This is a genomic window from Mesorhizobium sp. (assembly GCF_004962245.1).
GTDB lineage: Bacteria > Pseudomonadota > Alphaproteobacteria > Rhizobiales > Rhizobiaceae > Mesorhizobium.
Genome location: NZ_SUHQ01000022.1, coordinates 41030 through 66926, shown reverse-complemented (window position 1 = coordinate 66926; position 25897 = coordinate 41030). Strand labels below are relative to the sequence as shown.

The window sequence follows — 25897 nt, the reverse complement described above, 5'->3', positions numbered from 1 at the left end:
CCTCATGCCAGCAATCCACAGAGGTCCGCTTGCCATGGCCCCCTGCCCCGCGATATCCCCGAGCGGCACTCCTCTTTCCCGCGGCTCTTCATGCTCAAGAACGCATTCCTGACGCTCCTCGCGCTTGCCATAGCCATCGGCGGCGGCGGCGGCAGCGTCTGGTACGCTCTCAAGACGCAGGATGGCATCGGTGCGATCAGGATCGGCCAATGGACGGCATTCCCCGATATCGGCACGCAGGCGGCGGACCCTTATTCGAAAGCCCGCGTGGCGCGCGAGGGGGTCCTCGCACTCGGGCAGGCAGAAGGCCTGTCCTTTGTCGCCGAACGCGATTCCGGCGGCGAACTGTTGAAACGCCAATGCGCCTATGAAATCGAAGGCGGATTTCCCACGGCGCGGTTCTGGACCCTCTATGCGGCCGATCAGTCGCTCGGGGTGGTCGAGACCGGCAAGCCAAGGCCTGCGGCACTTCAATCCTACCAGGTGCTGCGCCAGCCCGACAATTCGGTGGTGATTTCCGTCGGCAACCGTCCCGCCCCCGGCAACTGGCTGTTTTCCGACGGCGTCGGGCGGATGTATTTCGTGCTGACATTCTACGACACGCCGATCGCCAGCAGCACGGGTCTTTCGGATGTCACGCTGCCGCAGATCGCGAAGGTCGGCTGCAATGCGTAAGCTGCTGCACGCGATCCTGCTTGGCCTGCTTGGCGCCGGTATCGTGCACGTCGTCGTACTGTTGCTCGTCCCGGGATTTTCCGAACGCGATGCCTGGTCGCGCCTGGCCATGGCCTCGGACCTTTACAGGATGACCAGGCTGGACGCGGAGGCCGGCGGGGCGCCGGTGGTGAAGTCCGTCGATCCGCTGTTTTATGCGGCGGCTTGCCGGTTCGATCTGTCCGAGGGGATGGTGCGGGTCAAGGCGCCGGGAAACGTCCCGTTCTGGTCTGCATCGGTCTATGACCGCGGCGGCCACAACATCTACTCCTTCAACGACCACACTGCGACCGGAAAGGTCCTCGACACGATCGTACTGACGCCGGCGCAGATGATCGAGATCCGCAAGGACCTTCCCGAGGAATTGCAAGGGGCGATCTTCGTCGAGGCGCCCATCGACGAAGGCATGTTCGTCGTCCGCTCCTTCGTGCCAGACGACAGCTGGAAGCCGGTCGTGTCACGGTTTCTCGAGCAGAGTTCCTGCGAGCTGCAGGATTACTGACGTCAGCCGAAATAGGCGGCGGCGCGGCGCGTTTTCAAAGCGCTAGAGTGTCCTTTGCGCGTCCAAATGGGACGCACGGCCGCTCTAGTGATGCGGAACAGGCATCGTCCCAGACGACCCCGACGAGCCCGGTTTGTCCGGACCGGCGCCCGGCCGCGTCTCGCCCGTCAGCTGCCGTTGCTCATAGCGGACGCCGGGAAAAATGATCACCGCCGCCGGCGTTCCGGTGTTTCGTCCTGCTCGATTGGTTGCCGCCGCTCGCGGCACGAAAGACAGTACCATGCCCATGGTTCGTGCATTCCTCTCGGTTGCCCCGGAGCACAACGCAACGCCTCCAATCTGATTAAGGACGGCAGTAGGTTAACGGAACGCTAACGGATCGCCTCTAACTTGATCTTTGTCTAGAGGTCGGGACGTCCTGGCCCGAGGCAGATGCGAAACCGACACAGTCCCGGTCGAGCATGGTTCCAGATCGTGTCGAGTGTCAGGCGTATCCTTCGTGTCATCTGCGGATTTCAGGCAAATCGCTATACGGGCTGAATCGGGAAAGGCCGAAAGGCTCTTCCGCGCCGCGGTGTCTGCGTTCTGTTCGCTCACCCGCCCTTCGCGCCGGGAGATCGCGCAACTTGAGGATCTGACACTTCCGCTTTTCGCCAATATATCGGTCGAATCGCGCCGCTACGTCGCCGCCGCCCTTTCCGAATGCGAATATGCGCCCGCCGCGCTGGTCCGGCGGCTTTGCGAGGGGCCGGTCGACATCGCCGCCCCGCTGCTCATCCGCTCGCGCGCGCTCAGCGATATCGACCTCATCGCGCTGATCGGACGGCACGGCCTGCCGCATGCGCGCGCCATCGCACGCCGCAAGGATCTGAACCCTACCATCGCCCACCTGATCAGGGCGCTTGAAAAGCCGACGCTGGTGAGCGTGCGGCAGCCGGAGGCGATTGCCAGGACGGTGCCCGAAAGCGCCGAAGTCGTTGTGCCCGGTCCCGACAGGCAGCAGGCGCCCGGCGCCGCCGCCGAAAATGCACGGCGCCGGCTGCGGTCGATGATGCGGGCCGACGCGGAGAGCGGCGGCGCGACCATCAGTCCGCTCGCTGGCGCCGAAACCTATGTCAAGCTGCGCGAGACGGCGCTGACCGGCAACGCCGCATTCTTCCAGACAGCACTCGCCGACGCGCTCGAAATCGATTTTTCAACGGCGCGGTCGCTCACCGCGAACCAGAATTACACGTCGCTGCTGGCCGCCCTGCGCGCGCTCGATCTCGGCGAAGACAGGGCGTTCCTGATCACCGTCGCCGTCTATCCCAAAGAGTTTCCGCATCCGCAGGCCATCCGCATTTTCCTCGACCGGTACCGACTGCTGCATCGCGACGCAGCGCTGGACAGGCTGCGCGGCTGGAAAGCCGAGACACTGTCGAAGGCCATTCGCAATGCCGGACCCATTGCGGCAAACGCCGACATCCGCAAGGCCGACAGCGACAATGCTGCCGCCAGCCCTAAAGCGCGTCGCCTCTGAAGTGATTCAGTCGCCTCTGAAGAGGTTCAAGCGAACGCATTAAACTTTTGTTTTTTCATGCATATCGCTGGGGTGTGTTGATATTCAGCGAAGGCTGCGACGCGGCGCAGACCCTAGGATCCATGCCGTTACAGTGGCCGTGGAGTGCAGCGATCCAGTGGTTGCTTGCGCCGTCTCCGATTTGGGCCTGACCTGAATATCAACAGACCTTAGAGCGACTTGACGGAAATAAGCTCCTCGACGGGAACAGCGCCGGCCTCGATCTCGACCACCCAGATGTCGGGATCGAATCTCTTCTCCTTTTCCAGTCGTGCGTCAAAGACGGCGGCATCGTCGCCGGCGCCGAGCAGGCTGAAAAACCGGTCGTCGGGCCTGGCTGAATCGTAGCTCGTCTGCGGCGCCGGCCCAAACAAGGCAACCTCACCCATGCGGCCCCGCGCCAGCACGAAGACCGCGCCGGCCTCGGTCGCGCCGCGCTTGACGACAGCGGCAAAGCCGCCGTCGCCGAAAACCCGGCGCAACAGGGCCGACACCCACAGATCGGTGGTTACGCGCATGGCAAGGTGCTGTTCAACATCGGGGCTGTATTATCGAGATTCTCGCTCATTCGCGAGTGGCGGCTTTTTCCAGCCGCCCCTTAGTACAGTCTCCAAAGGATCGGCAATATTGCCGCATCGTGCAGATATTCGACCAGTTCGACAGCTGGAAAGATCGCCAGAAAATAAAGTCCGTCAAGAAAGGTTCGCTTCAGGGTGCGTTGCGAGAAATTGCCGTTGGAATGGTCGCGGTATCGGGACGGATTGGGCCACAACAGCGGCGTACGACTGGCATATTCGTCGTAGTCTTGTCCGAAGGCCGTGCGCAGAAACGCCGCCTCCTTGAGAGCCGTCATCATGAGAATGGAATAGATGAACGCCCCGGAAGTCGCGGCCAAAACCAGCGAGCCGAACATCAATCCGATGCCAATCGCGCCAATGGTGGAGAAGAAATAAAGCGGATTGCGCGTAATCGAGTACGGACCAACGGTCACGAGTTCGGCATTCTTCCTGCCACCGATATAGGCGGCCAAAGATACAAAACAACAGCAGGAGGACGCCGATGACTTCGATGGTATCTTCGACGATCTCAAGAGTGCCCGTTTCCTCCTCCCATGCGGGAGCGGTAAGCAGAATTAATGCCGCAACGCAAACCGCTCCAACCTGGATCGCGAGAAGGCGCCTTTTTTGATTGACCGGGCCGATTTTCTCCAAACCCGCCATCCGCCAACTCCAAACATCGTGCAAGAAGCGATTAGCGTAGCTTTCGGTTTTTTTCGCGGCGCTCGCGAAGTTCGAGCGCGAGCTGAACCGATCAGGGAGAGCCGCGCAAGATGCCGCGCGCCGATCTGCAGCGCTAGTTGGTCAGGCCGATCTCGCGCATCTTGACGTAGACGACCTCGTCGGGCTCGCCGGTCTCCGGCAGCCCGAACAGCGACTGGAACTCCTTGATCGCCGCCTTGGTGCGCGCGCCGACCACGCCATCGAGCTGCATGTCGTCATTGCCGAATGCCTTCAACCCGGCCTGGATCTTGATGATGCGGGCGTCGGGTGCCGGCGTTGACGCATTTTCCGGCGCCGAAGCGGAAACGGGAACCGCGGCCGTCTCGTCCGGGCGGGGTGCCGGATGCGGCACGACCGTCGAGGCGGTTGGCGTGGCGCCCAGTTGGTCGAGCAGAACGCTGTCGATCTCGCCGGAAGCGTTGAGCCCGACCTTCTGCTGATAGGCTTGTATGGCCTTGCGCGTGTTGGGGCCGGAAATACCGTCGACGGTGCCGGAATAGAAATCCAGGTCCTTCAAGATGCCCTGGACCTGCTCGACAACCGGGTCGCTCTTGATCGGCGCCGGGGCCGGACCCGGCCGCACGATGTTGATGGTGGTTTCGGGCTCGTCGGCGCCCGCTCGAGGAAAGCCCTCCATGCTCCTGGTCGCGAAAAACGCGCCGGCATGAGGAAAAGGCTGGTACCACAGAGCGTTCGCCGAGACGTAGAACAGCGTCACCAGGAAGGCGGTCGAACCGCCGACCAGAACCGGATTGCGTGAAATCAGGCTGCCGATCGCGACCGCGCCACCCTGGAAGGCATTGCCGCGGCGCTTCACCGCCTTAGGCCGTTTTGCGGAGCGAGCCATCCCTGTCCCCTTTCGTCTCCCCTTCCGTCTTGGCCGCAGGCATCGGCAGCACGCCGGGCTTGTCCGTCGAACGTCCTTTCGGTCCGTTCACCGGCAAGCTGATCGTGACCGTGGTGCCCTCGCCCGGCATGCTTTCGATCGACATCGTGCCCTCGTGCAGCGCCACCAGGCCCTTCACCAGCGACAGGCCGAGCCCGGTTCCCTCGAAGCGGCGCGTATAGTCGTTCTGGATCTGCATGAACGGCTTGCCGAGGTTGGCAAAGTCTTCCTCGGCGATGCCGATGCCGGTGTCCCTGACCCAGAAATGCAGTCGCGAGCCGATCCGCTTGGCGCCGATAACGACATCGCCGCCATCGGGCGTGAACTTGATCGCGTTGGAGACGAGGTTGATGAGGATCTGCTGCACGGCACGGCGATCGGCGTTTATCTCGCCTGCGTCGGGCGCGATCTGCGCCTGCAGATCGATGTTCTTTGCCTCAGCCTGCAAGCGCATCATCGACTGGCACATTTCGACCGCTTCCAGGAAGCGGAATGGTTCCGGCTCGGTTGCGTAGGCACCGGCCTCGATCCTCGACACATCGAGTATCGAGGTGACGACGGCAAGCAAATGCTGGCCGGACTCCTTGACCAGGCCGACATATTCCTTCTGGCGCGGATCCTTGAAGGTGCCGAACATCTCATGCAGCAGCATGTCGGAAAAACCGATGATGGCGTTCAACGGCGTGCGAAGCTCGTGGCTGACGACCGCCAGAAACCGTCCCTTCGCCACTTCGGCAGACGCGGCCGCCTCTTTCGCAGCGGCAAGCTCTTCGCGCAATCCGGCGACTTCGTCGTTCTCGCGCAGGACGAATGTGAAGACGTCCTCCTGCTCTTGCGCCCGCGTCAGCTCAAGGGAAAACGGCCGGTAATTGTCCGCCGTCGGGCCGTTGCCGTTTTGCGGCAGCCGGACGCGAAGATCGAGCCGGCGCGCCGACGCGCCATCGCGCATGTCGGCCAGCGCGCTGAGGTATGCGACGCGGTCGGACAGATGGATACGGTCGAACAGGCCGGTGCCGAACAGCAGCTCCGGCTGCAGCTTCAGGATCGTGCGCGCCTTTGCCGACGCATCGACAACCTCGCCATGCCTGCCGACCCGCAGGACAACGGCGTCGATGACGGTCTCGAGCCGATCATCGGTCATCGGATCAAGCTGCGCGCCGGCCGGGTTGCCAAGTGCTGCGACGCGCGGAACCAGAGTGAACGCCCAGGCCAGCGGCAGCAGCCAATGCCACGCGGCGATTTCCGCCGCGCCGAACGGGAAGACAGATCCGGCAAAAAACTGCAACAGGATAGCGACACATGCGGATACGGAACCCCACAGTGCGGCGCGACGAGACGCGCCGATCCACCAGGCCTCGAACGGCAGTGCCACGACAAGCATGGCGACCGGCGAGGCCAGACCTCCCGCTGCGGCAATGACACCGGCAAGAGCAAGACTGCCCATCGCCAGGGCGGCCTGGCCAGCGAACGTCATCTTGCCCGATGCCGCCACCAGCAAAGCGGTAAACCAGCAAAGGCCGAAAGTCGCAAAGATCGCAGCCATCGTCACCGCCGCGCCCAGGCCCGAGGTGACCAGCGTGACTGCTGCCCCCGCGGCGAAGAACGGAGCGGCCAGCATGACACCGATAAACCGGCGCTGGCGCAAGCGGTCGTTCTGTCCGAGGATGGACGGATGAACCATACGTTCGCAACCGGCCGCCATCGCGCCGGGCAACTCAACGTATCTGGCCCTGATCGAACTCAACTCAACGCACTCGCACCCGGTCGTGAACGGCCCCGCTTCGAAGGTCGCTTCTTGTTGGTCTGAAACTCGCATCCAGCGTTTAAGGAATGAATAAGGCGGGGCCGACCGATGCCCGGTCTGAAGCAAAATATTGGGAGGCCGGCGCGGCGAAAGCTGGGCAATTGCAGCCATAGTAAATGGAGGGTTATCCGAGCGGACCGACCCTGCGCCTGTAACAATCGCCATCGACGCGCCGCGCTTCGGGGAAATTACTATAGAAAACAGTTAGATGGATGGTTAACCTTACGTGAAGAAAATCCACTGGATTTAAGGCAGATCCATTGCAAAATGCTTCGTTTCGAATTTGCCTAAAAATTGAGGAAAATTTTCACTGACCGGGCAAGCCGTCCTTTGCGCGGTCATGCCACTATCGTATCCATAAAGAGGTCATGCCGCACGAATGCATGATCCGGTCACGGATGAGAGGGCATACAGATGGGCTTTCTGACAAGGATGGCTTTCTGGTTTTCGCTGGTGCTTCTGGCGCTGCCGCTGAATGTCGGCTCCGACGAGGCAGGCCACCAAAGCGTCGGGCCGATCCAGGCCTTGTTTGCGGCACGCGAAGCGGTCGGCGACATTGCCGGCATATGCGAGCGCAAGCCCGATGTCTGCGAGACCGGCAAATCCGCAATGCACACGATCACCGCCCGCGCCAGGGAGACCGCCAAGATCGCGGCCGCCATGCTGGACGACAAGACCGCCGAACCCGACACGGCGACAACGACCGGCAGCGTGCCCGAGGCCGTCGTGTTGCCCGCGAAAGTCGACTTGCCGATGAAAGTCGACTTGCCGGTGAAAAACTGAGCTATTTTCAGCTGTGTCTGTCAATGCACCGCAGGGCGCCCGCGCTTTCGACGCCTATGGTGTTTTTCCTCTTTTTCCGTGACGCGGCGCCGCCGGATGACTATATCCGAGGTGATGACCACGACGATCCAAACGATCCGCGACGACTTCTCCCTGCTTGACGAGTGGGAAGACCGCTATCGCTATGTAATCGAGTTGGGCGAGGCCCTGCCGCCGTTTCCCGATGAGGAACGCACCCCCACCAACAAGGTGCCTGGCTGCGTCAGCCAGGTCTGGCTGACCACTGACTATGGGCCAGGTGCCGACCCGGTCGTCACCTTCGCCGGTGATTCGGACGCCCATATCGTGCGCGGCCTTGTCGCCATCATGCTGGCGCTGTTTTCGAGACGACCCGCCAGCGAGATCCAGAAAATCGACGCGGAAGCCACGCTGAAGGCACTCGGCCTCGACGAACACCTGTCGCCGCAACGCGCCAATGGTCTTCGTTCGATGGTCAAGCGCATCAAGCGCGACGCCGAGGCGGCCTTGAGGCAGACCGCCTGATTAGACGACCTGCGCGCGATTGCCCCCGCACTGCGGAATCTTGCATATGGCGCAACGCATATCGATTGCTCCAGCAATGCCCAAACGCAAAACGGCGCCCGGAGGCGCCGTTTATTGTTTGACCCAGGTTGTTGTTTGACCCAGGTTGGGACGAGAGCCGGTATCAGCGCCCCTTGCGCTTGCGGCCGAGACCCATCTTCTTGGCAAGCTGCGAGCGGGCAGCAGCATAGTTGGGAGCAACCATCGGATAGCTCGCGTCCAGGCCCCATTTTTCACGGTACTCGTCGGGCGTCAGACCGTAGTGGGTCATCAAATGACGCTTCAGCGACTTGAACTTCTTGCCGTCCTCAAGGCAGACGATGTAGTCGTCATGGACGGAGCGTTTCGGGTTTACAGCCGGCTTCTGCTTGTCGGCTGGAGGTTGTTCACTGGCGCCGCCCACGCGCCCGAGGGCAGCATGGACATCGGCGATAAGGCTCGGCAGCTCGCCGACCGGCACCGGATTGTTGCTGACATAGGCGGCGACGACGTCGGCCGTCAATTCGATCAGCGCATCACTATTTCTGGAAGGTGTTTCGACAATATCCATGGCTTCATGGCCCCAACGAGAGTTGTTTCTATCTGCGCCCTATTTTTGATAGGTCGGGCATTGCGCGAAATTTTTGCAGGAAAGAGCCTCTGCGATTCGCGTCGCGGTATCCTAATGAGGCAGTGAACCAAGTAAGTCAATTCGCTTCTTGCGCTATATTCATCGATGTTAATCAAATATTCCACGATCAGCTTCAATCTTTCGTGCACTCTGTAACTTTGCGATATTTTCTGGTCAGACCAGCAACGGCTGACGCTGCGTCACGCTTCCGTTACATCCGTGATGGCCAGTAAAAAGATCTCAATGCTTGGCTATGCTTGGTTGCGACGCAGGCTATCTGGTTGTTTTCACAATCCGCGAAACCATAGGTTGCGGCTTATCTCTCGTCTGCGAGCAAGCCAGAAATCAGCGCTGCGGATAGGCACCGATCCATCAATATGGAGTGATGTATTTTCCATAAACCCAGCCGGTAACGAAATCGCCGTTCCGTGCCGGATCGTGCCAGACTTCGCACCAGCGATAGCGGATTTTCTGTTTCTGCTTCCAGGCTGGCTGATTGGCGATGTCGAGCAGGTTTGTGCCGCCGGTGCATTTCCCGGTCATCTGCAAAACGGCACCGTTGGGATAGGCGGCCTGCTTCTGGGATGACCCCGCCGGATACTTGCGCACGTTGAGCGTGTCGCCAAACGGCACGTTGGTCACTTGCCAAGCTGCGAACACGGTTGCATGAGACTGGCCGGTAAAGACCAAAACTGTCGAAGCGACGGCGAGAGCCGCGGCAGCGTGAAAACGGAATTTCATCTTTCTCTCTCCTCCGGCTCATCTTCTGGAGCGCCGCGCGTCCTTTTGGACGTGCAAAAGGACGCTCCAGCACTTTTGATTGACGCATCGTGCTTTCCGAAAATCGATCCCGATTTTCGGGCCGATGCGGTAGAGCCCGGCGAAACATACGTTCCGGCTCTTGAACCCGCGCTGATCGGCGTGTTCATTCGCCGTTCAAATAACTTCCACAGCGAGGCGCAATGACCAGAACCCCAGTATTTCCAACTGTCAGCCCACCGCAGCCAGAGAAGCGACCGGTTTTCGACATACATCATGGAGTAACCCGGACGGACGACTATGCCTGGCTGCGAGCCGACAATTGGCAAGAGGTGTTCAGGGATCCATCCCTGCTCGACAGCCGGATCCGCACCCATCTCGAAGCCGAGAACGCCTATCAGGCGGCGCTGATGGCCGACACCGCCCAGTTGCGGAAGCAGCTTTTCAAGGAGATGAAAGGCCGCATCAAGGAAGACGATTCTTCCGTGCCGATGAAGGATGGGCCCTATGCCTATGGGTCATCCTTCAAGCTTGGCGGCGAGCAGCCGCGTTATTTCCGCATGCCGCGCGATGGCGGCGACCAACAGATCCTGCTCGATGGCGACCTCGAAGCCGAGGGCAAGGCCTATTTCCGCCTCGGTGGCGTCGACCATTCGGCCGATCACGGCAAGCTGCTGTGGGCGTTCGACGACAAGGGCTCCGAATTCTTCACGCTTCGTGTGCGCGATCTCGCCAGCGGCAACGAGTTGACGGACCAGATTCCGGACACAGGTGGCGGCGGCGTGTGGGATGCCGGCAATGACGGGTTCTTCTACACCCGCCTCGATTCCAACCATCGCCCCTCCAAGGTGCTGTTCCACGCCCTTGGCGACAACCCGCAGAATGACCGGCTGATCTATGAGGAAACCGATCCCGGCTTCTTCATGAATGTCGGCGGCACGCGCTCCAACGAGTGGATCATGATCGGCATCAACGATCACGAAACCTCGGAATACCGCCTGATGAGCGCCAGCGAGCCGTTCGCTGAACCAAAGCTGGTTTCGCCGCGCGAGACCGGCCTGCAATACGACCTCGAAGAAGGCGGCGACATCTTCTTCATTCTCACCAACGCCGACGGCGCCAAGGATTTCAAGATCATGACGGCGCCGGCGAGCGACCCGGTGCGCGCCAACTGGCAGGAACTGGTGCCGCACGAAGCGGGCCGGCTGATCCTCTCGGTGATCGGTTTCAAGGACCATATGGTCAGGCTTGAACGCAAGGAAGGCCTGCCGCGCATCGTCGTGCGCGACCGCAAGAGCGGCGAGGAACACCTCATCTCTTTCGACGAGGAAGCCTTCTCGCTTGGCCTGTCGGGATCGTATGAATACGACACCGAGATCATGCGCTTTTCCTACTCGTCGATGACGACGCCGGCGCAGGTCTTCGACTACAATATGCGCACCCGCGAGCGCGTGCTGCTGAAGACCCAGGAAGTTCCGTCCGGTCACGACCCGGACCACTACGTCACCCGGCGGCTGATGGCGCCTGCCAGCGACGGCGAGTTGGTGCCGATCTCGCTCATCCACCACCGCGAAACGCCGCTCGACGGAACAGCGCCTTGCCTGCTCTACGGCTATGGATCCTATGGCATCACGGTGCCGGCCGCGTTCAACACCAATTGCCTTTCACTGGTCGATCGCGGCTTCGTCTACGCCATCGCCCATGTCCGCGGCGGCAAGGACAAGGGCTATGGCTGGTATGACGACGGCAAGCGGGCGCACAAGATGAACACGTTCACCGATTTCATCGCAGTCGCACACCACCTCGTCGCCGAGCGCTACACGGCCCATGACCGCATCGTCGCTCAGGGCGGCTCGGCTGGCGGCATGCTGATGGGCGCGATCGCCAACATGGCGCCGGAATGCTTCGGCGGCATCGTCGCCGAGGTTCCGTTCGTCGACGTGCTCACCACCATGCTGGATGCGACCTTGCCGCTGACGCCCCCGGAATGGCCTGAATGGGGCAATCCGATCGCCTCGGAGGAAGACTACCAGACGATCGCCGCCTACTCGCCCTATGACAATGTCGCAGCGCTCGACTATCCGCCGATCCTGGCGCTTGCCGGCCTTACCGACCCGCGCGTCACCTATTGGGAGCCGGCCAAATGGGTGGCGCGGCTGCGCGACCGCAAGCGAGGCGACAATCCGGTGCTGTTCAAGATCAATATGGACTCCGGCCATGCCGGCGCATCCGGCCGATTTTCCAGGCTCGAGGAAATCGCTTTCACCTATGCCTTTGCGCTGAAGGTGGCGGGCAAGGCCGACTTTGCCCCCACAGCGCCAAGCGTCCTTTCGGACGCGTAGAGGACGCTGTAGCACTTTGACTTGGCGCGTGATCCGAACCGAAGATCATGCGCTATCGATTGGAGGCGTCCGGCGTTCAGCTCGAAGGCTGTTTGCGCGCCGGATAGCCGTTGGGATGCGGCGGTATGGCCTTCAGATAGGCTGATATCGCCGCCCGGTCCCCGGGCGTCAGCTCGGCCATATTTCTCTGCACGTCGACCATGGCGCCACCCACGGAATCGAAATCCGGCGTGAAGCCGGTTTCGAGATAGTAGGCGATGTCGGCCTCCGACCAGTCACTGAGCCCGCCTTCGCCCGAGGTGATGTTCGGCACGATGCCGCTGCCCTCGGCGGCCGTGGCCCCGGCCAGCCACTCGCTCTTCTTGGTGCCGCCGGTGAACGCGCGCGGTGTGTGGCATTCGCCGCAATGTCCTGGCCCTTCGACCAGGTAGCGGCCGGCCATCACCGGATCCGGTGTGCCATTGGGGAAGGAAACCACCGGCTGGTCACCCAGATAGAGACGTTTCCACAGCCCGATGCCGCGACGGATGTTGAACGGGAATCTCAGAGAATTCGCGCGTGTCTTGCCGGCGACAGCGGGAAGTGTCTTCAGGAAGGCATGGAGATCGGCAATGTCGGCCGGCTTCATGCGCGCGTAGGATGCATAGGGAAACGCCGGATAGAAATGCTCGCCGCTCGGCGACACACCCTTCAGCATGGCGTTGGCAAGGTCTTCGACCGACCAGGCGCCGATACCGTCCTTGGCATCCTGCGAGATGTTCGGCGGCACGAAGGTGCCGAACGGCGTCTTGAGTTCGAGACCGCCGGCCAGTTGAAGACGGGCATCGCCTTGCGAACCTGGTTTGGCATGACAGGACGTGCAGCCGCCAGCATAAAAAATGCGCTTGCCCCTGGCCGCATCACCGGAGCCGAGTTGCGCCAGGGTCTCAGCGTCGAGCCTGGCCGGCGCCGACAGGAACCAACCGGCAACCGCGCCGGCGGCCCCCAGAACGAGGGCGGCGCCGACGATTCTTTTCAGCAGGCGCATCGCCCGCTATCAGTCCTTTTTTATCCGATAGGTCTCATGGCAAGTGCCGCAATCGCCGCCGATGGTGTTGAATTGCGCCTTCAAGGCATCGACGTCGGCAGGGGCGGCGGCGACCGCAGCCTTGACGTCGGCGAGATACTTGTCGTGAGTTGCCTTGAAACCGGCCATGTCTTGCCAGATCTTGGGAGCAGCCGTGGTGTCGCCGGTGTCGCTGCCGGCCGGGAAAAGCGCGTCGATATCGAGTTTTTCGGCATTAGCCTGAAGCGCCTGCAACGACGTCATCACAGCTGCGGCATCGAAAGGGTTTTCGCCCTTGACCACTTTCGACAATCCGCCGGCGATCTTTCCACGTTCCTTCATCAGGGCCTGTCGGTCCAGGATCGGATCGGCAAACGCCGCCGAACCGGCGAAGGCGAGCATCGAGATGGCGAGGATAAGCTTTCTCATTCATTGGCTCCATGGTGAAGATGTTTCGGGGTGAAGGCATTTCCGAACTCATCGATAACGGCAAAGGTGGCTTAAAAATTCCGGAAATTCGCCTCACGCTTGTGTGAATTTTTGCGACAGTCGTTCTGTGCTGGAAAAGGGCGGCCGATCTCGAGCCAAAAGAAAAGCCCCGGTTTTGCCGGGGCTTTTCTGCAACTCGATCGAGCGATTACAGCGCCGCGCGCCTTTCCGGCGCGCAAATGACGCTGTAACACTTTGATTTTGCGCATGATCCTTTCCGAAAATCGATTCCGATTTTCGGGGTCATACGCTGGCTTTTTCGTAAAGCTCAAGGACATGGTCCCAGTTGATGAGACTGTCGACGAAGGCTTCGAGATATTTCGGCCGGGCGTTGCGGTAGTCGATGTAATAGGAGTGCTCCCAGACATCGACGCCCAGGATCGGCGTCGCACCATGGACCAGCGGGTTCTCGCCGTTCGGCGTCTTCGAAATCGCCAGCTTGCCGTCCTTGACCGAAACCCAGGCCCAGCCCGAACCGAACTGGGTTGTTCCGGCGGCGATGAAATCCGCCTTGAACTTGTCGTAGCCGCCAAGGTCGCTGTCGAATGCCTTTTGCAGCGCGCCCGGCAATTTGTTGCCGCCGCCGCCCTTCTTCATCCACTTCCAGAAATGGACGTGATTGTAGTGCTGGGCGGCGTTGTTGAAGAGCCCGGCGTTTTTGCCGAAGGACTGTTTTACAACGTCTTCGACCGACAAGTCGCCCAGGCCAGCTTCGGCAGCCAGCTTATTGCCGTTGTCGACATAGGCCTTGTGGTGCTTGTCGTGATGGTACTCCAGCGTCTCCTTCGACATGTAAGGCTGCAGGGCCTCGTAGTCATAGGGCAAGGCGGGCAATTCAAAAGCCATCGGTCGTACTCCTCGTGGAAAAAAATCCGGTGTCGATACCGGACTAACATAGGTCTGGATTGATGTGGAACAACTCCGGAATGAAGCGCCGGTTCCCCTTTTAGCCAGTCAGCCGGCCGAAGTCGAATGCGCCCAATCCCAATAGAGTTCGCGCGCCTTCTTGGCTACCGGCCCAGGCTGGAGATTGCGGTCCTCGATGCGGGTGACCGGCACGACTTTCGAATGGTTTCCCGTCGAGAATATCTCGTCCGCTTCGAGGAATTCGCGCACCGACAGCGCCTTTTCGGTGGTCTTGAACCCATACTCGTCAAGCAGCGTCATCGTCCGCGAGCGGGTGATGCCGGACAAGAACGTGCCGTTCGGCGCCGGCGTCAGGACATGGCCGTCCTTGACCAGGAAAATGTTCGAGGTTCCGGTCTCGGCGACATTGCCCAGCATGTCGAGCACCAGGGCGTTGTCGAAGCCACGCATCTTGGCTTCGAGGATGGCACGACCGTTGTTGGGATAGAGGCAGCCGGCCTTGGCGTTGGTCGGCATGGTTTCGATGGTCGGGCGCCGGAAGGGCGAGACGGTGACCGAAAAGCCCGCCGGCGAGATCATCGGCGATTCGTAGAGGCAAAGGCAGAAACGGGTCGAGGCCGGATCTGCCGGCACGCCCATATAGCCACCATGCTCGGCCCAGTACATCGGCCTTATGTAAACCGCCGTCTTGCCGTCGAACTTCTTCAAACCGTCCCAGGTCAGTCCGACGATCTTTTCGGTGCTCATGGACGGCTTGAGACCAAGCGCGATCGCCGAGGCGTTCACCCTTGCGGCGTGGCGGTCGAGGTCGGGGGCGACGCCCTCGAACCAGCGGGCGCCGTCGAACACGCTGGTACCGAGCCACATGGCATGGCTGCGCGGCCCCAGAATGGCGACGTTGCCTTCATACCAATCGCCATCCACGAAGGTCCATGTCGCGGATTGCGCCGCAGTCGCCAGTGTCATCGCTTGGTTCCGCGTTTTTAGAACTGTCCCGTATCGCCATTGGAAGATGCTTTGGCGTCTGCCGTCAACCGGCATGGCCGAGATTTATTGAGGCCAGCGGCATGTGAATTGCAATCTGTGCTTGCGCCTTGCCTTGCCGCGCCGCAAAACTGTCACCATGCACCACGCGGCTTACGTTTTCGATGCCTACGGCACGCTGTTCGACGTGCATGCCGCCGTACGCCGGCATGCGGACCAGATCGGACCGGACGGCCAGCTCCTGTCGGAGATCTGGCGCGCCAAGCAATTGGAATATTCCTGGGTGAGGACGCTGATGGGCGCCTATGCCGATTTCTGGCAACTCACCGAACAGGCGCTCGATTTCGCCCTGCGCAAGGTTCCCTCCGCGGACAAGGGGCTCAGGGCCAAGCTGCTCGACGCCTATTGGCGGCTGGACTGCTATCCGGAGGTGCCGGCCGTCCTCAAGGCGCTCAAGGCATCGGGCGCGAAACTGGCTATCCTCTCCAACGGCTCGCCTGAAATGCTGGAGGCGGCGGTCAAATCCGCGGCGCTCGACCAGGTTCTGGACGACATCTATTCCGTCGATGCCGTCAAGCGCTTCAAGACCGATCCGTCGGTCTACGACATGGTCACGACAGGCTGGCGCCTCTATCCGGATGCTGTGTCCTTTCAGTCGTCCAACCGCTGGGACGTCGCCGGCGCCACCAAATTCGGCTTCCGGACAGTCTGGATCAACCGCTCCAACCAGCCCGAGGAATACCAGGACTTTCCGCCGGCCCTGATCCTGCCCTCGCTCGAAGGCCTGCTGGCCGGAGGCTGACCGATGACCCCAAAAATCGGAATCGATTTTTGGAAAGGAATCATGCGCAAGGTAAAAATGCTACAGCGTCCTTTGCGCGTCCAAATGGACGCGCGGTGCTATAGGCCTGTTGCCCCGGCGCAACAGCGATGGCGCCGTCACAGCTTTGCCTTTGTTTGTCCACCCTCAGGCCAGAATCGGAACCGCCTATCGCGCCGGGCATTGATAGGGCTGGCGCCGTACCGATCGGCGTATTCATGTTTTGTTTCGACTTGAGACTTAAAAAAGGCAACCATGTTCACAACCGAAATCGAATCCCGTCGCCTGAGCCGTCGCGGCTTTCTCAACGCCGCCGCGCTCGGCGCCGCCTCGATTGCGGTTTCCGCCTGCACCACGATGGCACGGCGGCCGTTCGAGCCTCCGCCTCCAGCCAATGTCGAGCCGCCGCTCCTGGACTATGCAACGATGTACGCGCCGATGAGCGACAGCGGGTTCGACCTCCCGGGCATACCGTTCGAGAAAATTGACCCGCAATTCCTGCGTCAGATCGTTCCCGATCCGACCGGCCAGAAGCCCGGCACCATCGTCGTCGATACGGCCGGCCACCACCTCTATCTCGTGCGTCCGGGCGGACAGGCCATCCGTTATGGTGTCGGGCTCGGTCGCGCCGGTTTCGAATGGTCGGGAGACGCCGTCGTCCAGTGGAAGCAGAAATGGCCGAAATGGACCCCGCCGGACGATATGATCGCCCGGCAGCCCGAGCTTGCAAAATACAGCGCCGACAATGGCGGCCAGCCCGGCGGGCTCACGAATCCGCTCGGCGCGCGGGCGCTGTATCTCTTCCAGGGCAACCAGGACACGCTTTACCGGCTGCACGGCTCGCCGGAGTGGAACTCCATAGGCAAATCGGTATCATCAGGCTGTGTTCGCTTGATAAACCAGGACATCATCGATCTCTACGACCGTGTGCCCGGCAAGACGCCGGTGATCGTTACCGCCGGCGTCGGTCAGCCGATGGATGCCCCGGCAAACCGGAAGGCCATTCCGATCGATGACGGCGTGCCGGAAGGATCGATCCTGCTCGGCGCGGCAAGAACGATCTCGGACACGATCTTCTGATCTGGCGAAAGGCGATCAAACGGTCCTGATCCAAGACCGCCGGAATCGGCGAATCGTGTCCTTGCCAGTCACTTACGGTGGGACAGTGCGTTTGGACGCCCATCAATGATGGCGCTGACCATGCGAGCCGTCACCGGTGCCAACGTCAGGCCGAGATGGCCGTGGCCGAAAGCAAGTATGATGTTGCTGCCGCCACGCGACGCGCGGATAACTGGCACTGAGTCAGGCACGGAAGGCCGAAAGCCGAGCCATGTGCGGTCCGGTTTGCCCAGTGTCGGAAAGATCGCCTGCGCGCCGCGTTCCAGAAGCTCGATCCGACGCGGATTGAGCGGTGCGGTCAGCCCGCCCAACTCGACGGTTCCAGCTACTCGCAGCCGGCCGGCCATCGGCACCAGATAGAAGCCGCGTGCGGTTGGGCAGACCGGACGCGAGAGCGGCGGCGTCTGCATGTCGAACTCGACGTGGTAACCGCGCTCGGTGTCGAGCGCTATGTGGTCGCCGGCCTGTGCAGCCAGCATCCTCGAATGCGCTCCGGCGGCAATGACGATGGTTTTAGCCAGGAGATCGAGCGCTGCGCCCTTGACATGGACTTGACGCTCGCCACGCTCGATCCGCTCAGTTCTTGCGGTGATGAAACGGACGCCCGCTGCTGCCGCGGCTTTGGCCAGGCGTTTCATCATCGCGCCCGGATCGGTGAGATTGACGGCGTTAGGAAAAAGCACACCGCCGCCCTCGAAAGGCGGCAGCTTCGGTTCGAGGGCAGCCACCTCGTCGGCGGTCATGAATTCCTGTGCGATGCCGTGCTGCCGGCGCAGGCCGATGTCGGCGGAAGCTGAGGCGAACTCCAGTTTCGAGGTATAGAGATAAAGGCAGCCGTTCTGCTTCAGCAGGTCGTCGGCGCCGATCTGCGAGGCCAATTCGCGCCACCCTGAAAGCGAATCCATAAGCAGTGCGGCGATCGCCGCAGCGTTCTTTTCCGCATTTTGTGGCAGCGACTGCCAGGCAAAGCGCAAGAGCCACGGCATCAGCGCCGGCAGCGCCGAACGGCGGATCGACAGCGGGCTGTCGCGTTTAAACAGCAGCGACGGAAGGTTGCGCAGCACAGCTGGCGTGCCGACCGGGATCACCGCATAATCGGCAATCGTGCCGGCATTGCCGTAGGACGCGCCCGAACCCGGTTCGTTTGGTTCGACAAGCGTCACCTCGCGTCCTTCAGCCGCCAACCGCATTGCGGTCGCCAGCCCGATGACGCCGCCACCTATGATGGCAATCTCGGTCGAATCCCGTGCCATCGATTCAGATCATCGTATCGAAGAGGCGGCGATCGCCCGAAAGGATGGCGCGCAGACTTTCCAAGGCGCGGCGGAGATCTTCGCGAGAGCGCGCAGCACCGACATTGATACGAACCGCGTGCGGTACCGAATCGCGCCCCACCGCGAAAGCTTCCCCCGAAAGCACGCCAACGCCGCTCTGATGCGCCGCACGCGAGAACGCGTTGCCGTTCCATGGTTCCGGCAGTTGCAGCCATGCATGGGTCGCGACATCGTCGGTCATGACGTCGAAGCCTGACAGGACCTCCCTGACAATCGCCTGTCTATGCGCGAACTCTTTGCGCTGGCCGGCGATCACGCTGTCGACCAGACCGTCCTCGATCATGCGCGTGGCGATCAGCGCGTTGAGCGGACTGGTGCTCCAGCAATTGATGCGCAGCATCGCCGCGATGTCGGCGATCATTGATTTCGGCGCCAGCACCGCACCAAGCCGCAAGCCTGGCGCCACACATTTGGACAGACCGCCGATATGGATGGTGATGTCGGGATCGGTTGCGACGAAGGCAGGCGGCGACAGTTCCTTCAGCGGGCGATAGACGTCGTCCTCGATAATCAGCACATCATGCTTGCGCGCGATCTCCGCGATGGCCTGGCGTCGCCCGGGATCAAGCGTGATGGTTGTTGGATTGTGCAGTGTCGGCACCAGAAAAACCGCCCGCGGCTTATGTTTTGCGCACATCGCCTCGAGCACATCCGGGCGCATGCCGCCGCGATCCATGCCGACGGGCCTAAGCGTAAGGTCGAGCGAGCGGCAGAGCGCGCCGATTCCTTGATAGGTGACCGCGTCAGCAAGGATGGTATCGCCGGGCCGGGCCACTGCGCCAAGTACGCAAGCCAGGCCGTGCTGGGCTCCATTGGTCATGACGATCTGCGCCGGTTCGTTCACACCGGCCATTGCCGAAAACCAGCCGGCCATCGCCTCGCGCGCCCAGCCAGGTCCCTCCGGCGCGTGGAAATCCTGCAACGCCGGGTAGCGACGGTCGACCGGCAGTTGGGGCATCAGTGTCGCCAGCGCCTGCAGATAGCCGGTGGTTGCAGGGCGATTGACGGAGAGATCGATGAAACCTTGCTCGTCGACCGGCGCGGATTGGAAGCTCGCCGTCATGGCGGGGTCGGCGATGATCGAGCCACGCCCCGGCCGGCTTTCGACCAGCCCGCGCTCCTGCAGGGATGCAAAGGCGCGTGTCACGGTTGTCAGGTTGACGCCAGCCATGCGGGCGATGTCGCGCTGCGGCGGCAGCCGGTCGCCGGCGGCCAGCCTCCCTTCGGCGATCTTGTCAGCGATCAGGTCAGCGATCTGACGATAGATCGGCACGTCGCCTGTCGTGAACTGCGATTTTTCGAACATGCGCTGGGGCGAATCCTCTTTGTCTGCCATTTAGTGCCACAAGGTACGCCGTCATGCAATCACGCAGATTTTGCATATTGTATGACATATAAGTTGTTTTATGCGGGAGAAACGCCGTTGACGACGTTCGCGAATGGGTGTTAGCGTAAGAATATTGAATTGTATGGTCATACAAAATGAAGCTGGGCGCAGCCCAAGCGACCAACAAAAAGAGGAGAACGACGATGACATTGCATGCCCTGAAACTGACGGCACGAATCCTGACTATCACGTCGGCTCTCCTGCTCGCCGGCGCCGCCCACGCCGAAACGCTGCGGCTTTCAACGCTGAAACAGCCTGGCTCGGAAGGCGAAGCAGCCGCGCTGAAGTTCGCCAAGTTGGTCGGCGAACGCACAGAAGGTCGCATCGAGGTCAAGGTCTATCCGGCCAGCCAGCTCGGTGACTGGACCGAGGTCTACGAACAGGTCATGCAAGGCGCGGTCGACATGGCTATGCAGCCGCTGGCGACCGCCGATGACAAGCGGCTGGCGATCACCTGGTTCCCGTACGCCTTCACCAACTATGACACAGCCAAGGAATCGCTGTCGCCGGGTGGCGCGGTGTTCGGCATCGTCAGCGAGGCAATCTCCTCCAAAGGCTTGACGCCGCTCGGCGTCTACGGCGAAGGCATGGGCGGCGCCGGTTTCGCGAAGCCGGTCGAGAATCCGGCCGATCCGGAATTGAAGCGCAATTTGAAGATCCGGGTGTGGCCGGGCGGCACGACGCATCGTGTGCTTCTGGAACGCTTCGGCTTCAACACCGCGACACTGCCATGGGCAGAGCTCTATACCGGCATGCAGACCGGCGTGGTCGACGGGCAGATCGGAGGTACCGCCGGCATGGCGCTGGAGTCGTTCAAGGACATCACCAAGACCTGGGTCCAGTACAACGACCATTTCGAAGGCGACTGGTTCATTGTGAATTCTGAGAAATACGCATCGCTGCCGGAAGCCGATCAGAAGATCCTGCTCGGGGCGGCCCAGGAGGTTAGCGCGGAGCGGTTCGAGCAGGTCAAGGCGGCGGACGCCAAGCATCTCGAGACGATGAAGGCCGCCGGCATCGAGGTGGTGACGTTCGACGACGCGACGCTGGAAAAGCTCGCCACCGTGGCGCGCAAGGATGTGTGGCCACAGATCGCCGACGAGCTCGGCGCCGAGACGCTCGGCCAGCTCAAGTCCTCGCTCGGCATCAACTGATCCGAGGTAGGTCCCGGCCGCTCGATCGGCCGGGACCATTCCGCTCGCGTTGTTTCGCTGGGAGGGCGATCCGTTGAAGGACGACGAAACGACCGTCGCGGTGGCAGTGCCCGGAAGCATTCATTCCGGAATCAACACGCCCCTCTTCCTATCGGGAACGGCGCTTTCCATCTGGAACGCCAAGCTGCAGCTGCAGCGCTTCCTGCTGCTCCTGTGCGGCGCGGTCCTGACGGTATTGATCACGGTCCAGGTCTTCACCCGCTACGTGATGAGCATCTCTCTCTTCGGCATCGAGGAACTGGCAAGCTTCGTCGCCGTCTATCTCTACTTCATAGGCGCCTCGCATGGCGCCTGGGAACGCGGCCACATCTCGGCCAGCCTGGTCGAACTCGTTGTGCCTGAAGGCAGAACGCGCGAAGCGATCGCGGCCTTCGCAAGCCTCATCACGCTCCTACTGTGCGGCTGGATGACGCTGTGGGCCTGGCAGTATCTGGCCTTCACGCTGAAGCGCGGGACGATGTCGCTCGAAACCGGCATTCCGATGGTGTGGGTGCACGGCGTCATGCCGGTGTGCCTTACATTGATGACGGTCTACTTCGCGGTCGAACTCCTCGACCATCTCCGCCGCTTCGGCAGGGGCGGCGGCAGATGAGCATACTGATCATCGCCGACGCGCTGCTGCTTACGTTCCTCCTGGTCATCGGTGTCCCGGTTCCATTCTGCTTCGCCGGCGCGGTGCTGCTGCTGATGACGTTCGGCGATCTCGGCGCCGCGACCTTCCTGGTCGGCGCTGGCTATTCGAAAATATCGTCGCTGGTGATCATCGCTATCCCGCTTTACATCCTCGCCGGTGGCATCATGAGCCAGGGCGGCATCGCCGCGCGCCTCGTCGACCTCGCTGACAGCCTGTTCGGGCGTATGAGCGGCGGGCTCGGCATCGTCGTCATCCTGACGACCGCCGTATTTGGCGCGATTTCCGGAATGGCGTCATCGGCGGTCGCCGCCATCGGCACCATCATGATCCCGCGCATGGAGGCGCGCGGCTACGACCGTGGCTATGCAACCGCGTTGGTCTCAGCATCCTCGGTGCTGGCGCTGCTCATCCCGCCCAGCGCCTCGATGATCCTGTATGGCTGGGTCACCGGCACCTCGATCCTCGCCTGTTTCCTGGCGCCGGTGGTTCCTGGCCTGCTGCTTTGCCTTTTCCTGGGTTTTTGGAATTTCGTGCTGACGCGTAGCATGCCGATCGCCGGGCCTGAAAAGACCGGCGCGCGCCAATTCGCCCGAGAGGTTGCGCGGCGTACCAAGCGGGCCAGCCTCGGGCTGGTGATGCCGGTGTTGATCCTCGGCTTCATCTATGGCGGCGTCACCACGCCGACCGAAGCCGCGGCAGTCGCCGTCGTCTATGCCATCCCGGTTTCGATCTACCTTTACAAGGACATCAATTGGCGCGATTTGGGCGAAGTGTTCTGGCGAGCCGGCCAGACGACGGGCGTGCTCCTGCTTTTGATTTTCTTTGCCGCCATGCTCGGCCGGGTTTGGACGCTGGAGAACGTGCCGCAACAGATCATGGAGGGCTTTCTCACCATCAGCGAGAACCCGATCATCCTGTTGCTGCTCGCCAATCTCTTCCTGATGATCGTCGGCATGTTCATGGAAGATGTCAGCGGCATACTACTCGCCTCGCCGCTGCTGATGCCGGTGATGACGCAAGCCGGCGTCGACCCGATCCACTTTTCCGCGATCGTCGCCACCAATCTCGGTATGGGGCTGATCACGCCGCCGACTGCGCCGATCCTCTATTTCGCCGCGCTGATCGGCAAGGTGCCGCTGGCGCGGATGCTGACGCCGACGCTGGTTTTCGTGTTCTTCGCCTATATGCCGGTGGTGCTTCTCACCACCTTCGTCCCAAGCCTGTCGATGGCGCTGCCGCGGCTGGTGCTTGGACTGCCTTGACCTTTGTTTCGCGGCCGACCTTCAGCGCCCTTATACCATCCAGGACGCAAAAAAGAGCTCCGTCGGCTTGCCTGATCATCGGCCTAAAGCGGCCGTTCGTCCGCCCGCCGAGGAACGTCCGCCTTTGGCGCCAGGAGCCGACGCACAGCAGCGACGTATTGAACGAGTTGATATGGGCCGAAAGCGGAAGGTTGCGGGCGCCGAGAAAGGAGAGCGGACCCCGGGCTCCACCAGCCAGCTCGCCTAAGCTTTGGCGGGTTGTCACCGGCCTCGCGCGCGTACTTGGTGTCGAAAAGCCGACATCGCGTTCCTTAAAGACGGTCAACTGTCGATCGGAGGAATAGGCGTTAGGGTTGTTCCAAAATCGTGAATGCACGAACGCCGTTGTCGTGGCACCAGCCAAGACTATGTTCGCCACCGGCCTCGTTTCGTAGCGGTCTTCCCGCGGCCGGATTCAGGCCGCGTGCTTGGAACTAATGACGGGCGAGACTGTTCAGCTATGACTTTGATAAGCGGCGATCTTGAGGAGCTCTCATGATGAAGATTTTGTCCAGATTTCGTTCAGTCGCGGTTGCCGTCATCGCCGTCGCGGGAGTTAGCTTTGCCAGCGCCGCGCATGCCGACAGCGGTACGATCCGCTTCACCATCTACAAGGCGGCCTTCTTCATCGGTGGCGCCGGAGGCGAGGGCACGCTGACCTTCCATGGTCGCCGATATCCCATCTCGGTCGGCGGCATCTCGGGCGGCCTCGCCTTCGGGGCCTCTAAGACCTATTTCCACGGTACCGTGCGCCACATACGCCGCGCCCGAGATGTGACGGGGGTGTACGGTGCAGCGGGGGGTGGCGGCGCGCTCGGCAAAGGGGCCCAGGTGATCGTCATGACTAATGACAAGGGCGCCCAACTCGAACTCTCAGGCAGGCAGGTAGGCCTGCAAGTCAATGCCGATCTCAGCGGTATGAGCATCACGGTGAAGTAAGGGCCGAAATGGCGGCTCCGTGGACGCGCTGATGGCCTCATCAAGGGCATTTAAGAAAACGGCCGGGCGGTGGCACTGGCAGTTTTGTTGGCTTTTGGGTCCGGTAGCCGCCCGTAAACCACGAGGCGAAGACGTTCAGAGGAGGTTGGCCGCGCATCAACAAGGATAGCAGCTTCCGTGATCGGCAAACACCGACCTAAACGGCAACGATGCGGCGCAAAGCTACCATTGGCAACCTCAAATCAGGCTGGTGCACCTGCTACACAGTACCGGGATTTTTCCAGAGCCGGCGCCATTTTGGCGCCCTATATTTTTGCGCCCGAGCATCGGTGCCCACTTTAAGCCTGATGCCCCTTATCGTCCCCTTGCCAGGCTGCCGAGAATACCGCGCACGATCGCCCGTCCCACGGACGAGCCGACCGAACGAACCACCGATTTGATCGCCGCCTCCGCCACCGTCTGGCGATTGGACGGTCTTGGCGCCGGTGCGCGCCTGCCGCCGGGCTGCGGAGCCGGATCGTCGTTGCCGAAGCCGGGGATGGTCCAGCGGCCACTCTCCTGCTGTGCCTGCGCCTCCGCGTCCTGAGCGGCCTTGGCTTTTTTCTGCAGCATCTCAAAGGCTGATTCACGATCGATGGTCTGGTCGTACTGTCCCGCAACCGGGCTTTCGGTGATCAGCTTGCGGCGCTCGTCGGGCGTGATCGGGCCAAGACGCGAAGACGGCGGGCGAATCAACGTCCGCTGGACCATGGACGGAGCCCCTTTGGCTTCCAGCGTCGAGACCAGCGCCTCGCCGGTGCCGAGCTGCGTGATCACGGTCGCACAATCGAAGTCGGGATTGGGCCTGAACGTCTCGGCGGCCGTTCTCACTGCCTTCTGCTCCCGCGGCGTATAGGCGCGCAGGGCGTGCTGCACCCGGTTGCCGAGCTGGGCCAGGACCGTTTCAGGGATATCCAGCGGATTCTGGGTGACGAAGTAGACGCCGACGCCCTTCGAACGGATCAGCCGGACCACCTGCTCGACCCGGTCGATCAGCACCTTCGGCGCATCGTCGAACAGAAGGTGCGCCTCGTCGAAGAAGAAGACCAGCTTTGGCTTATCGGGGTCGCCGACTTCGGGGAGCTCCTCGAACAGTTCCGACATCAGCCACAAGAGGAATGTCGCATAGAGCCGGGGATTCATCATCAGCTTGTCGGCGGCCAGCACGCTGATGGCGCCGCGTCCGTCGCGGGTGGTGCGCATGATGTCGGCGATCCGCAACGCCGGCTCGCCGAAGAAATTCGTCGCTCCCTGCTGCTCCAGAACCAGCAGCGTGCGCTGGATCGCGCCGACCGAAGGCTTTGTGACATTGCCGTAGCGAGCTCCGATTTCTTCGGCGCGTTCAGCGATGTTGGCAAGAAGCGCTTGCAGGTCCTTCAGGTCCAGCAGCAACAAGCCTTCCTCGTCGGCGATGCGGAAGGCGATGTTCATGATGCCTTCCTGCGCCTCGGAGAGGTTCATCAGGCGCGACAGAAGCAGCGGCCCCATTTCCGAGACGGTGGCGCGGATCGGATGGCCCTGCTCGCCGAAAAGATCCCAGAAGATGACCGGAAATTCCTGGAAATCGTAGGGATCGAGCTTGACCTGCTCGGCTCGCTTGACCAGGAAATCCTGCGCCGTGCCCATCATGGCGATACCCGACAGGTCGCCCTTGATGTCGGCACAGAAGACCGGCACGCCGGCATTGGAGAAGCCTTCCGCCAGAATCTGCAAGCTCACGGTCTTGCCGGTGCCGGTCGCGCCGGTGACCAGGCCATGGCGATTGCCGTACTGAAGCAGCAGATTCTCAGCGCGCTGGTAGCTGTCATCGGGCTTGCGGCTGGCTCCTAAGAAAATACTGGTGTCGTCAGCCATGTGTCGGGTTCTCCGCAAACCTGAAGTGTTGAAAGCCCTGATGTATTGAAA

General features: G+C 61.6%; 26 protein-coding genes. 13 read left to right on the top strand and 13 right to left on the bottom strand.

Features of this window, described 5'->3' with window-relative positions; all coding sequences use genetic code 11:
- Positions 1-90: 90 nt before the first annotated feature.
- The 3 genes from E5X88_RS22455 (at position 91) to E5X88_RS22445 (ending at position 2735) form a co-directional block, all read left to right on the top strand.
- Positions 91-675: a DUF1214 domain-containing protein gene (locus E5X88_RS22455; RefSeq protein WP_292165222.1), complete on the top strand. Its 585-nt coding sequence runs from the start codon at positions 91-93 to the stop codon at positions 673-675.
- Positions 668-1216 carry a DUF1254 domain-containing protein gene (locus E5X88_RS22450; protein WP_292165220.1) on the top strand — a complete coding sequence of 183 codons (549 nt, stop codon included), beginning with the start codon at positions 668-670 and terminating at the stop codon, positions 1214-1216. Before E5X88_RS22455 ends, E5X88_RS22450 begins: the two co-directional genes overlap by 8 nt.
- A gap of 499 nt (positions 1217-1715) precedes the next feature.
- The gene (locus tag E5X88_RS22445; RefSeq protein ID WP_292165218.1) at positions 1716-2735 is read left to right on the top strand and encodes a hypothetical protein; all 1020 of its coding nucleotides are present in this window, start codon (positions 1716-1718) and stop codon (positions 2733-2735) included.
- Positions 2736-2944: 209 nt separating this feature from the next.
- Here E5X88_RS22445 and E5X88_RS22440 read toward each other — a convergent pair whose 3' ends face one another.
- The 4 genes from E5X88_RS22440 to E5X88_RS22425 all read right to left on the bottom strand — a co-directional run bounded on the left by E5X88_RS22440 (position 2945) and on the right by E5X88_RS22425 (position 6621).
- A complete protein-coding gene (locus tag E5X88_RS22440) occupies positions 2945-3292 on the bottom strand; it encodes a DUF1491 family protein (RefSeq protein WP_292165214.1) in 348 nt (115 codons plus the stop codon).
- Between the two features lie 80 nt (positions 3293-3372).
- Positions 3373-3804, bottom strand: coding sequence for an isoprenylcysteine carboxylmethyltransferase family protein (locus tag E5X88_RS22435; protein WP_292165213.1), 432 nt, complete (start codon positions 3802-3804; stop codon positions 3373-3375).
- Positions 3805-4127: 323 nt separating this feature from the next.
- Positions 4128-4901, bottom strand: coding sequence for a peptidoglycan-binding protein (locus tag E5X88_RS22430; RefSeq protein WP_292165211.1), 774 nt, complete (start codon positions 4899-4901; stop codon positions 4128-4130).
- Positions 4876-6621 (bottom strand): HAMP domain-containing sensor histidine kinase, encoded by a 1746-nt coding sequence (locus E5X88_RS22425; RefSeq protein ID WP_292165209.1) that lies wholly within the window; start codon positions 6619-6621, stop codon positions 4876-4878. The genes E5X88_RS22430 and E5X88_RS22425 overlap by 26 nt, the downstream gene beginning before the upstream one ends.
- 537 nt (positions 6622-7158) lie before the next feature.
- On the opposite strand from E5X88_RS22425, the gene E5X88_RS22420 reads away from it, so the two are divergent.
- Both E5X88_RS22420 and E5X88_RS22415 read left to right on the top strand, forming a co-directional pair.
- Complete coding sequence (locus tag E5X88_RS22420) at positions 7159-7527, top strand: DUF5330 domain-containing protein (protein WP_292165207.1); 369 nt, start codon at positions 7159-7161, stop codon at positions 7525-7527.
- A gap of 114 nt (positions 7528-7641) precedes the next feature.
- Positions 7642-8070, top strand: a complete 429-nt coding sequence (locus E5X88_RS22415; protein WP_292165308.1) for a SufE family protein — start codon at positions 7642-7644, stop codon at positions 8068-8070.
- Positions 8071-8233: 163 nt separating this feature from the next.
- On the opposite strand, the gene E5X88_RS22410 is transcribed toward E5X88_RS22415, so the two are convergent.
- Together E5X88_RS22410 and E5X88_RS22405 are read right to left on the bottom strand one after the other, a co-directional pair.
- Positions 8234-8659, bottom strand: a complete 426-nt coding sequence (locus E5X88_RS22410; RefSeq protein ID WP_287244296.1) for a MucR family transcriptional regulator — start codon at positions 8657-8659, stop codon at positions 8234-8236.
- Between the two features lie 432 nt (positions 8660-9091).
- Positions 9092-9460, bottom strand: coding sequence for an SH3 domain-containing protein (locus E5X88_RS22405; RefSeq protein ID WP_292165203.1), 369 nt, complete (start codon positions 9458-9460; stop codon positions 9092-9094).
- On the opposite strand from E5X88_RS22405, the gene E5X88_RS22400 reads away from it, so the two are divergent.
- Together E5X88_RS22400 and E5X88_RS22395 are read left to right on the top strand one after the other, a co-directional pair.
- Positions 9443-9685: a hypothetical protein gene (locus tag E5X88_RS22400; RefSeq protein WP_292165202.1), complete on the top strand. Its 243-nt coding sequence runs from the start codon at positions 9443-9445 to the stop codon at positions 9683-9685. The two genes, E5X88_RS22405 and E5X88_RS22400, sit on opposite strands and share 18 nt — an antisense overlap.
- Positions 9682-11820, top strand: coding sequence for a S9 family peptidase (locus E5X88_RS22395; protein WP_292165201.1), 2139 nt, complete (start codon positions 9682-9684; stop codon positions 11818-11820). Before E5X88_RS22400 ends, E5X88_RS22395 begins: the two co-directional genes overlap by 4 nt.
- Before the next feature lie 76 nt (positions 11821-11896).
- Here the strand turns inward: E5X88_RS22395 and E5X88_RS22390 are convergent, their stop codons facing one another.
- The 4 genes from E5X88_RS22390 to E5X88_RS22375 all read right to left on the bottom strand — a co-directional run bounded on the left by E5X88_RS22390 (position 11897) and on the right by E5X88_RS22375 (position 15187).
- Positions 11897-12847, bottom strand: a complete 951-nt coding sequence (locus E5X88_RS22390; protein ID WP_292165199.1) for a cytochrome c — start codon at positions 12845-12847, stop codon at positions 11897-11899.
- A 9-nt stretch (positions 12848-12856) separates the two neighbouring features.
- Complete coding sequence (locus E5X88_RS22385) at positions 12857-13294, bottom strand: cytochrome c (protein ID WP_292165198.1); 438 nt, start codon at positions 13292-13294, stop codon at positions 12857-12859.
- Between the two features lie 303 nt (positions 13295-13597).
- Positions 13598-14200: a superoxide dismutase gene (locus E5X88_RS22380; protein ID WP_292165196.1), complete on the bottom strand. Its 603-nt coding sequence runs from the start codon at positions 14198-14200 to the stop codon at positions 13598-13600.
- Positions 14201-14308: 108 nt separating this feature from the next.
- On the bottom strand, positions 14309-15187 hold the full coding sequence (locus E5X88_RS22375; protein ID WP_292165194.1) for a branched-chain amino acid aminotransferase: 879 nt from the start codon (positions 15185-15187) through the stop codon (positions 14309-14311).
- 157 nt (positions 15188-15344) lie between these two features.
- Between E5X88_RS22375 and E5X88_RS22370 the strand changes: the two genes are divergently transcribed.
- Both E5X88_RS22370 and E5X88_RS22365 read left to right on the top strand, forming a co-directional pair.
- A complete protein-coding gene (locus tag E5X88_RS22370) occupies positions 15345-16007 on the top strand; it encodes a haloacid dehalogenase type II (RefSeq protein WP_292165306.1) in 663 nt (220 codons plus the stop codon).
- Between the two features lie 273 nt (positions 16008-16280).
- The gene (locus tag E5X88_RS22365; RefSeq protein WP_292165191.1) at positions 16281-17105 is read left to right on the top strand and encodes a L,D-transpeptidase; all 825 of its coding nucleotides are present in this window, start codon (positions 16281-16283) and stop codon (positions 17103-17105) included.
- A gap of 68 nt (positions 17106-17173) precedes the next feature.
- On the opposite strand, the gene E5X88_RS22360 is transcribed toward E5X88_RS22365, so the two are convergent.
- Positions 17174-18397: an FAD-dependent oxidoreductase gene (locus E5X88_RS22360; RefSeq protein WP_292165189.1), complete on the bottom strand. Its 1224-nt coding sequence runs from the start codon at positions 18395-18397 to the stop codon at positions 17174-17176.
- A gap of 4 nt (positions 18398-18401) precedes the next feature.
- Complete coding sequence (locus E5X88_RS22355; protein ID WP_292165188.1) at positions 18402-19784, bottom strand: PLP-dependent aminotransferase family protein; 1383 nt, start codon at positions 19782-19784, stop codon at positions 18402-18404.
- A gap of 224 nt (positions 19785-20008) precedes the next feature.
- On the opposite strand from E5X88_RS22355, the gene dctP reads away from it, so the two are divergent.
- The 4 genes from dctP to E5X88_RS22335 all read left to right on the top strand — a co-directional run bounded on the left by dctP (position 20009) and on the right by E5X88_RS22335 (position 23953).
- Entirely contained in the window at positions 20009-21019 is a 1011-nt protein-coding gene (gene dctP, locus E5X88_RS22350) for a TRAP transporter substrate-binding protein DctP (RefSeq protein ID WP_292165186.1), read from the top strand.
- A 73-nt stretch (positions 21020-21092) separates the two neighbouring features.
- Complete coding sequence (locus tag E5X88_RS22345; protein WP_292165185.1) at positions 21093-21671, top strand: TRAP transporter small permease subunit; 579 nt, start codon at positions 21093-21095, stop codon at positions 21669-21671.
- A complete protein-coding gene (locus E5X88_RS22340; protein WP_292165183.1) occupies positions 21668-22975 on the top strand; it encodes a TRAP transporter large permease in 1308 nt (435 codons plus the stop codon). Before E5X88_RS22345 ends, E5X88_RS22340 begins: the two co-directional genes overlap by 4 nt.
- Positions 22976-23512: 537 nt before the next feature.
- On the top strand, positions 23513-23953 hold the full coding sequence (locus E5X88_RS22335) for a hypothetical protein (protein ID WP_292165304.1): 441 nt from the start codon (positions 23513-23515) through the stop codon (positions 23951-23953).
- Positions 23954-24307: 354 nt separating this feature from the next.
- On the opposite strand, the gene E5X88_RS22330 is transcribed toward E5X88_RS22335, so the two are convergent.
- Positions 24308-25846 (bottom strand): helicase HerA-like C-terminal domain-containing protein, encoded by a 1539-nt coding sequence (locus E5X88_RS22330; protein ID WP_292165181.1) that lies wholly within the window; start codon positions 25844-25846, stop codon positions 24308-24310.
- Positions 25847-25897: the final 51 nt, after the last annotated feature.

Excerpts from the sequence above, each read along its gene's own strand:
- E5X88_RS22455 (WP_292165222.1), top strand. The coding sequence starts at position 91 with ATGCTCAAGAACGCATTCCTGACGCTCCTCGCGCTTGCCATAGCCATC.
- E5X88_RS22360 (WP_292165189.1), bottom strand. The coding sequence starts at position 18,397 with ATGGCACGGGATTCGACCGAGATTGCCATCATAGGTGGCGGCGTCATC.
- E5X88_RS22440 (WP_292165214.1), bottom strand. The coding sequence starts at position 3,292 with ATGCGCGTAACCACCGATCTGTGGGTGTCGGCCCTGTTGCGCCGGGTT.
- E5X88_RS22415 (WP_292165308.1), top strand. The coding sequence starts at position 7,642 with ATGACCACGACGATCCAAACGATCCGCGACGACTTCTCCCTGCTTGAC.
- E5X88_RS22405 (WP_292165203.1), bottom strand. The coding sequence starts at position 9,460 with ATGAAATTCCGTTTTCACGCTGCCGCGGCTCTCGCCGTCGCTTCGACA.
- E5X88_RS22420 (WP_292165207.1), top strand. The coding sequence starts at position 7,159 with ATGGGCTTTCTGACAAGGATGGCTTTCTGGTTTTCGCTGGTGCTTCTG.
- E5X88_RS22410 (WP_287244296.1), bottom strand. The coding sequence starts at position 8,659 with ATGGATATTGTCGAAACACCTTCCAGAAATAGTGATGCGCTGATCGAA.
- dctP (WP_292165186.1), top strand. The coding sequence starts at position 20,009 with ATGACATTGCATGCCCTGAAACTGACGGCACGAATCCTGACTATCACG.
- E5X88_RS22390 (WP_292165199.1), bottom strand. The coding sequence starts at position 12,847 with ATGCGCCTGCTGAAAAGAATCGTCGGCGCCGCCCTCGTTCTGGGGGCC.
- E5X88_RS22375 (WP_292165194.1), bottom strand. The coding sequence starts at position 15,187 with ATGACACTGGCGACTGCGGCGCAATCCGCGACATGGACCTTCGTGGAT.
- E5X88_RS22340 (WP_292165183.1), top strand. The coding sequence starts at position 21,668 with ATGAGCATACTGATCATCGCCGACGCGCTGCTGCTTACGTTCCTCCTG.
- E5X88_RS22395 (WP_292165201.1), top strand. The coding sequence starts at position 9,682 with ATGACCAGAACCCCAGTATTTCCAACTGTCAGCCCACCGCAGCCAGAG.
- E5X88_RS22425 (WP_292165209.1), bottom strand. The coding sequence starts at position 6,621 with ATGGTTCATCCGTCCATCCTCGGACAGAACGACCGCTTGCGCCAGCGC.
- E5X88_RS22380 (WP_292165196.1), bottom strand. The coding sequence starts at position 14,200 with ATGGCTTTTGAATTGCCCGCCTTGCCCTATGACTACGAGGCCCTGCAG.
- E5X88_RS22330 (WP_292165181.1), bottom strand. The coding sequence starts at position 25,846 with ATGGCTGACGACACCAGTATTTTCTTAGGAGCCAGCCGCAAGCCCGAT.
- E5X88_RS22450 (WP_292165220.1), top strand. The coding sequence starts at position 668 with ATGCGTAAGCTGCTGCACGCGATCCTGCTTGGCCTGCTTGGCGCCGGT.
- E5X88_RS22365 (WP_292165191.1), top strand. The coding sequence starts at position 16,281 with ATGTTCACAACCGAAATCGAATCCCGTCGCCTGAGCCGTCGCGGCTTT.
- E5X88_RS22370 (WP_292165306.1), top strand. The coding sequence starts at position 15,345 with ATGCACCACGCGGCTTACGTTTTCGATGCCTACGGCACGCTGTTCGAC.
- E5X88_RS22430 (WP_292165211.1), bottom strand. The coding sequence starts at position 4,901 with ATGGCTCGCTCCGCAAAACGGCCTAAGGCGGTGAAGCGCCGCGGCAAT.
- E5X88_RS22385 (WP_292165198.1), bottom strand. The coding sequence starts at position 13,294 with ATGAGAAAGCTTATCCTCGCCATCTCGATGCTCGCCTTCGCCGGTTCG.
- E5X88_RS22335 (WP_292165304.1), top strand. The coding sequence starts at position 23,513 with ATGAAGATTTTGTCCAGATTTCGTTCAGTCGCGGTTGCCGTCATCGCC.
- E5X88_RS22355 (WP_292165188.1), bottom strand. The coding sequence starts at position 19,784 with ATGTTCGAAAAATCGCAGTTCACGACAGGCGACGTGCCGATCTATCGT.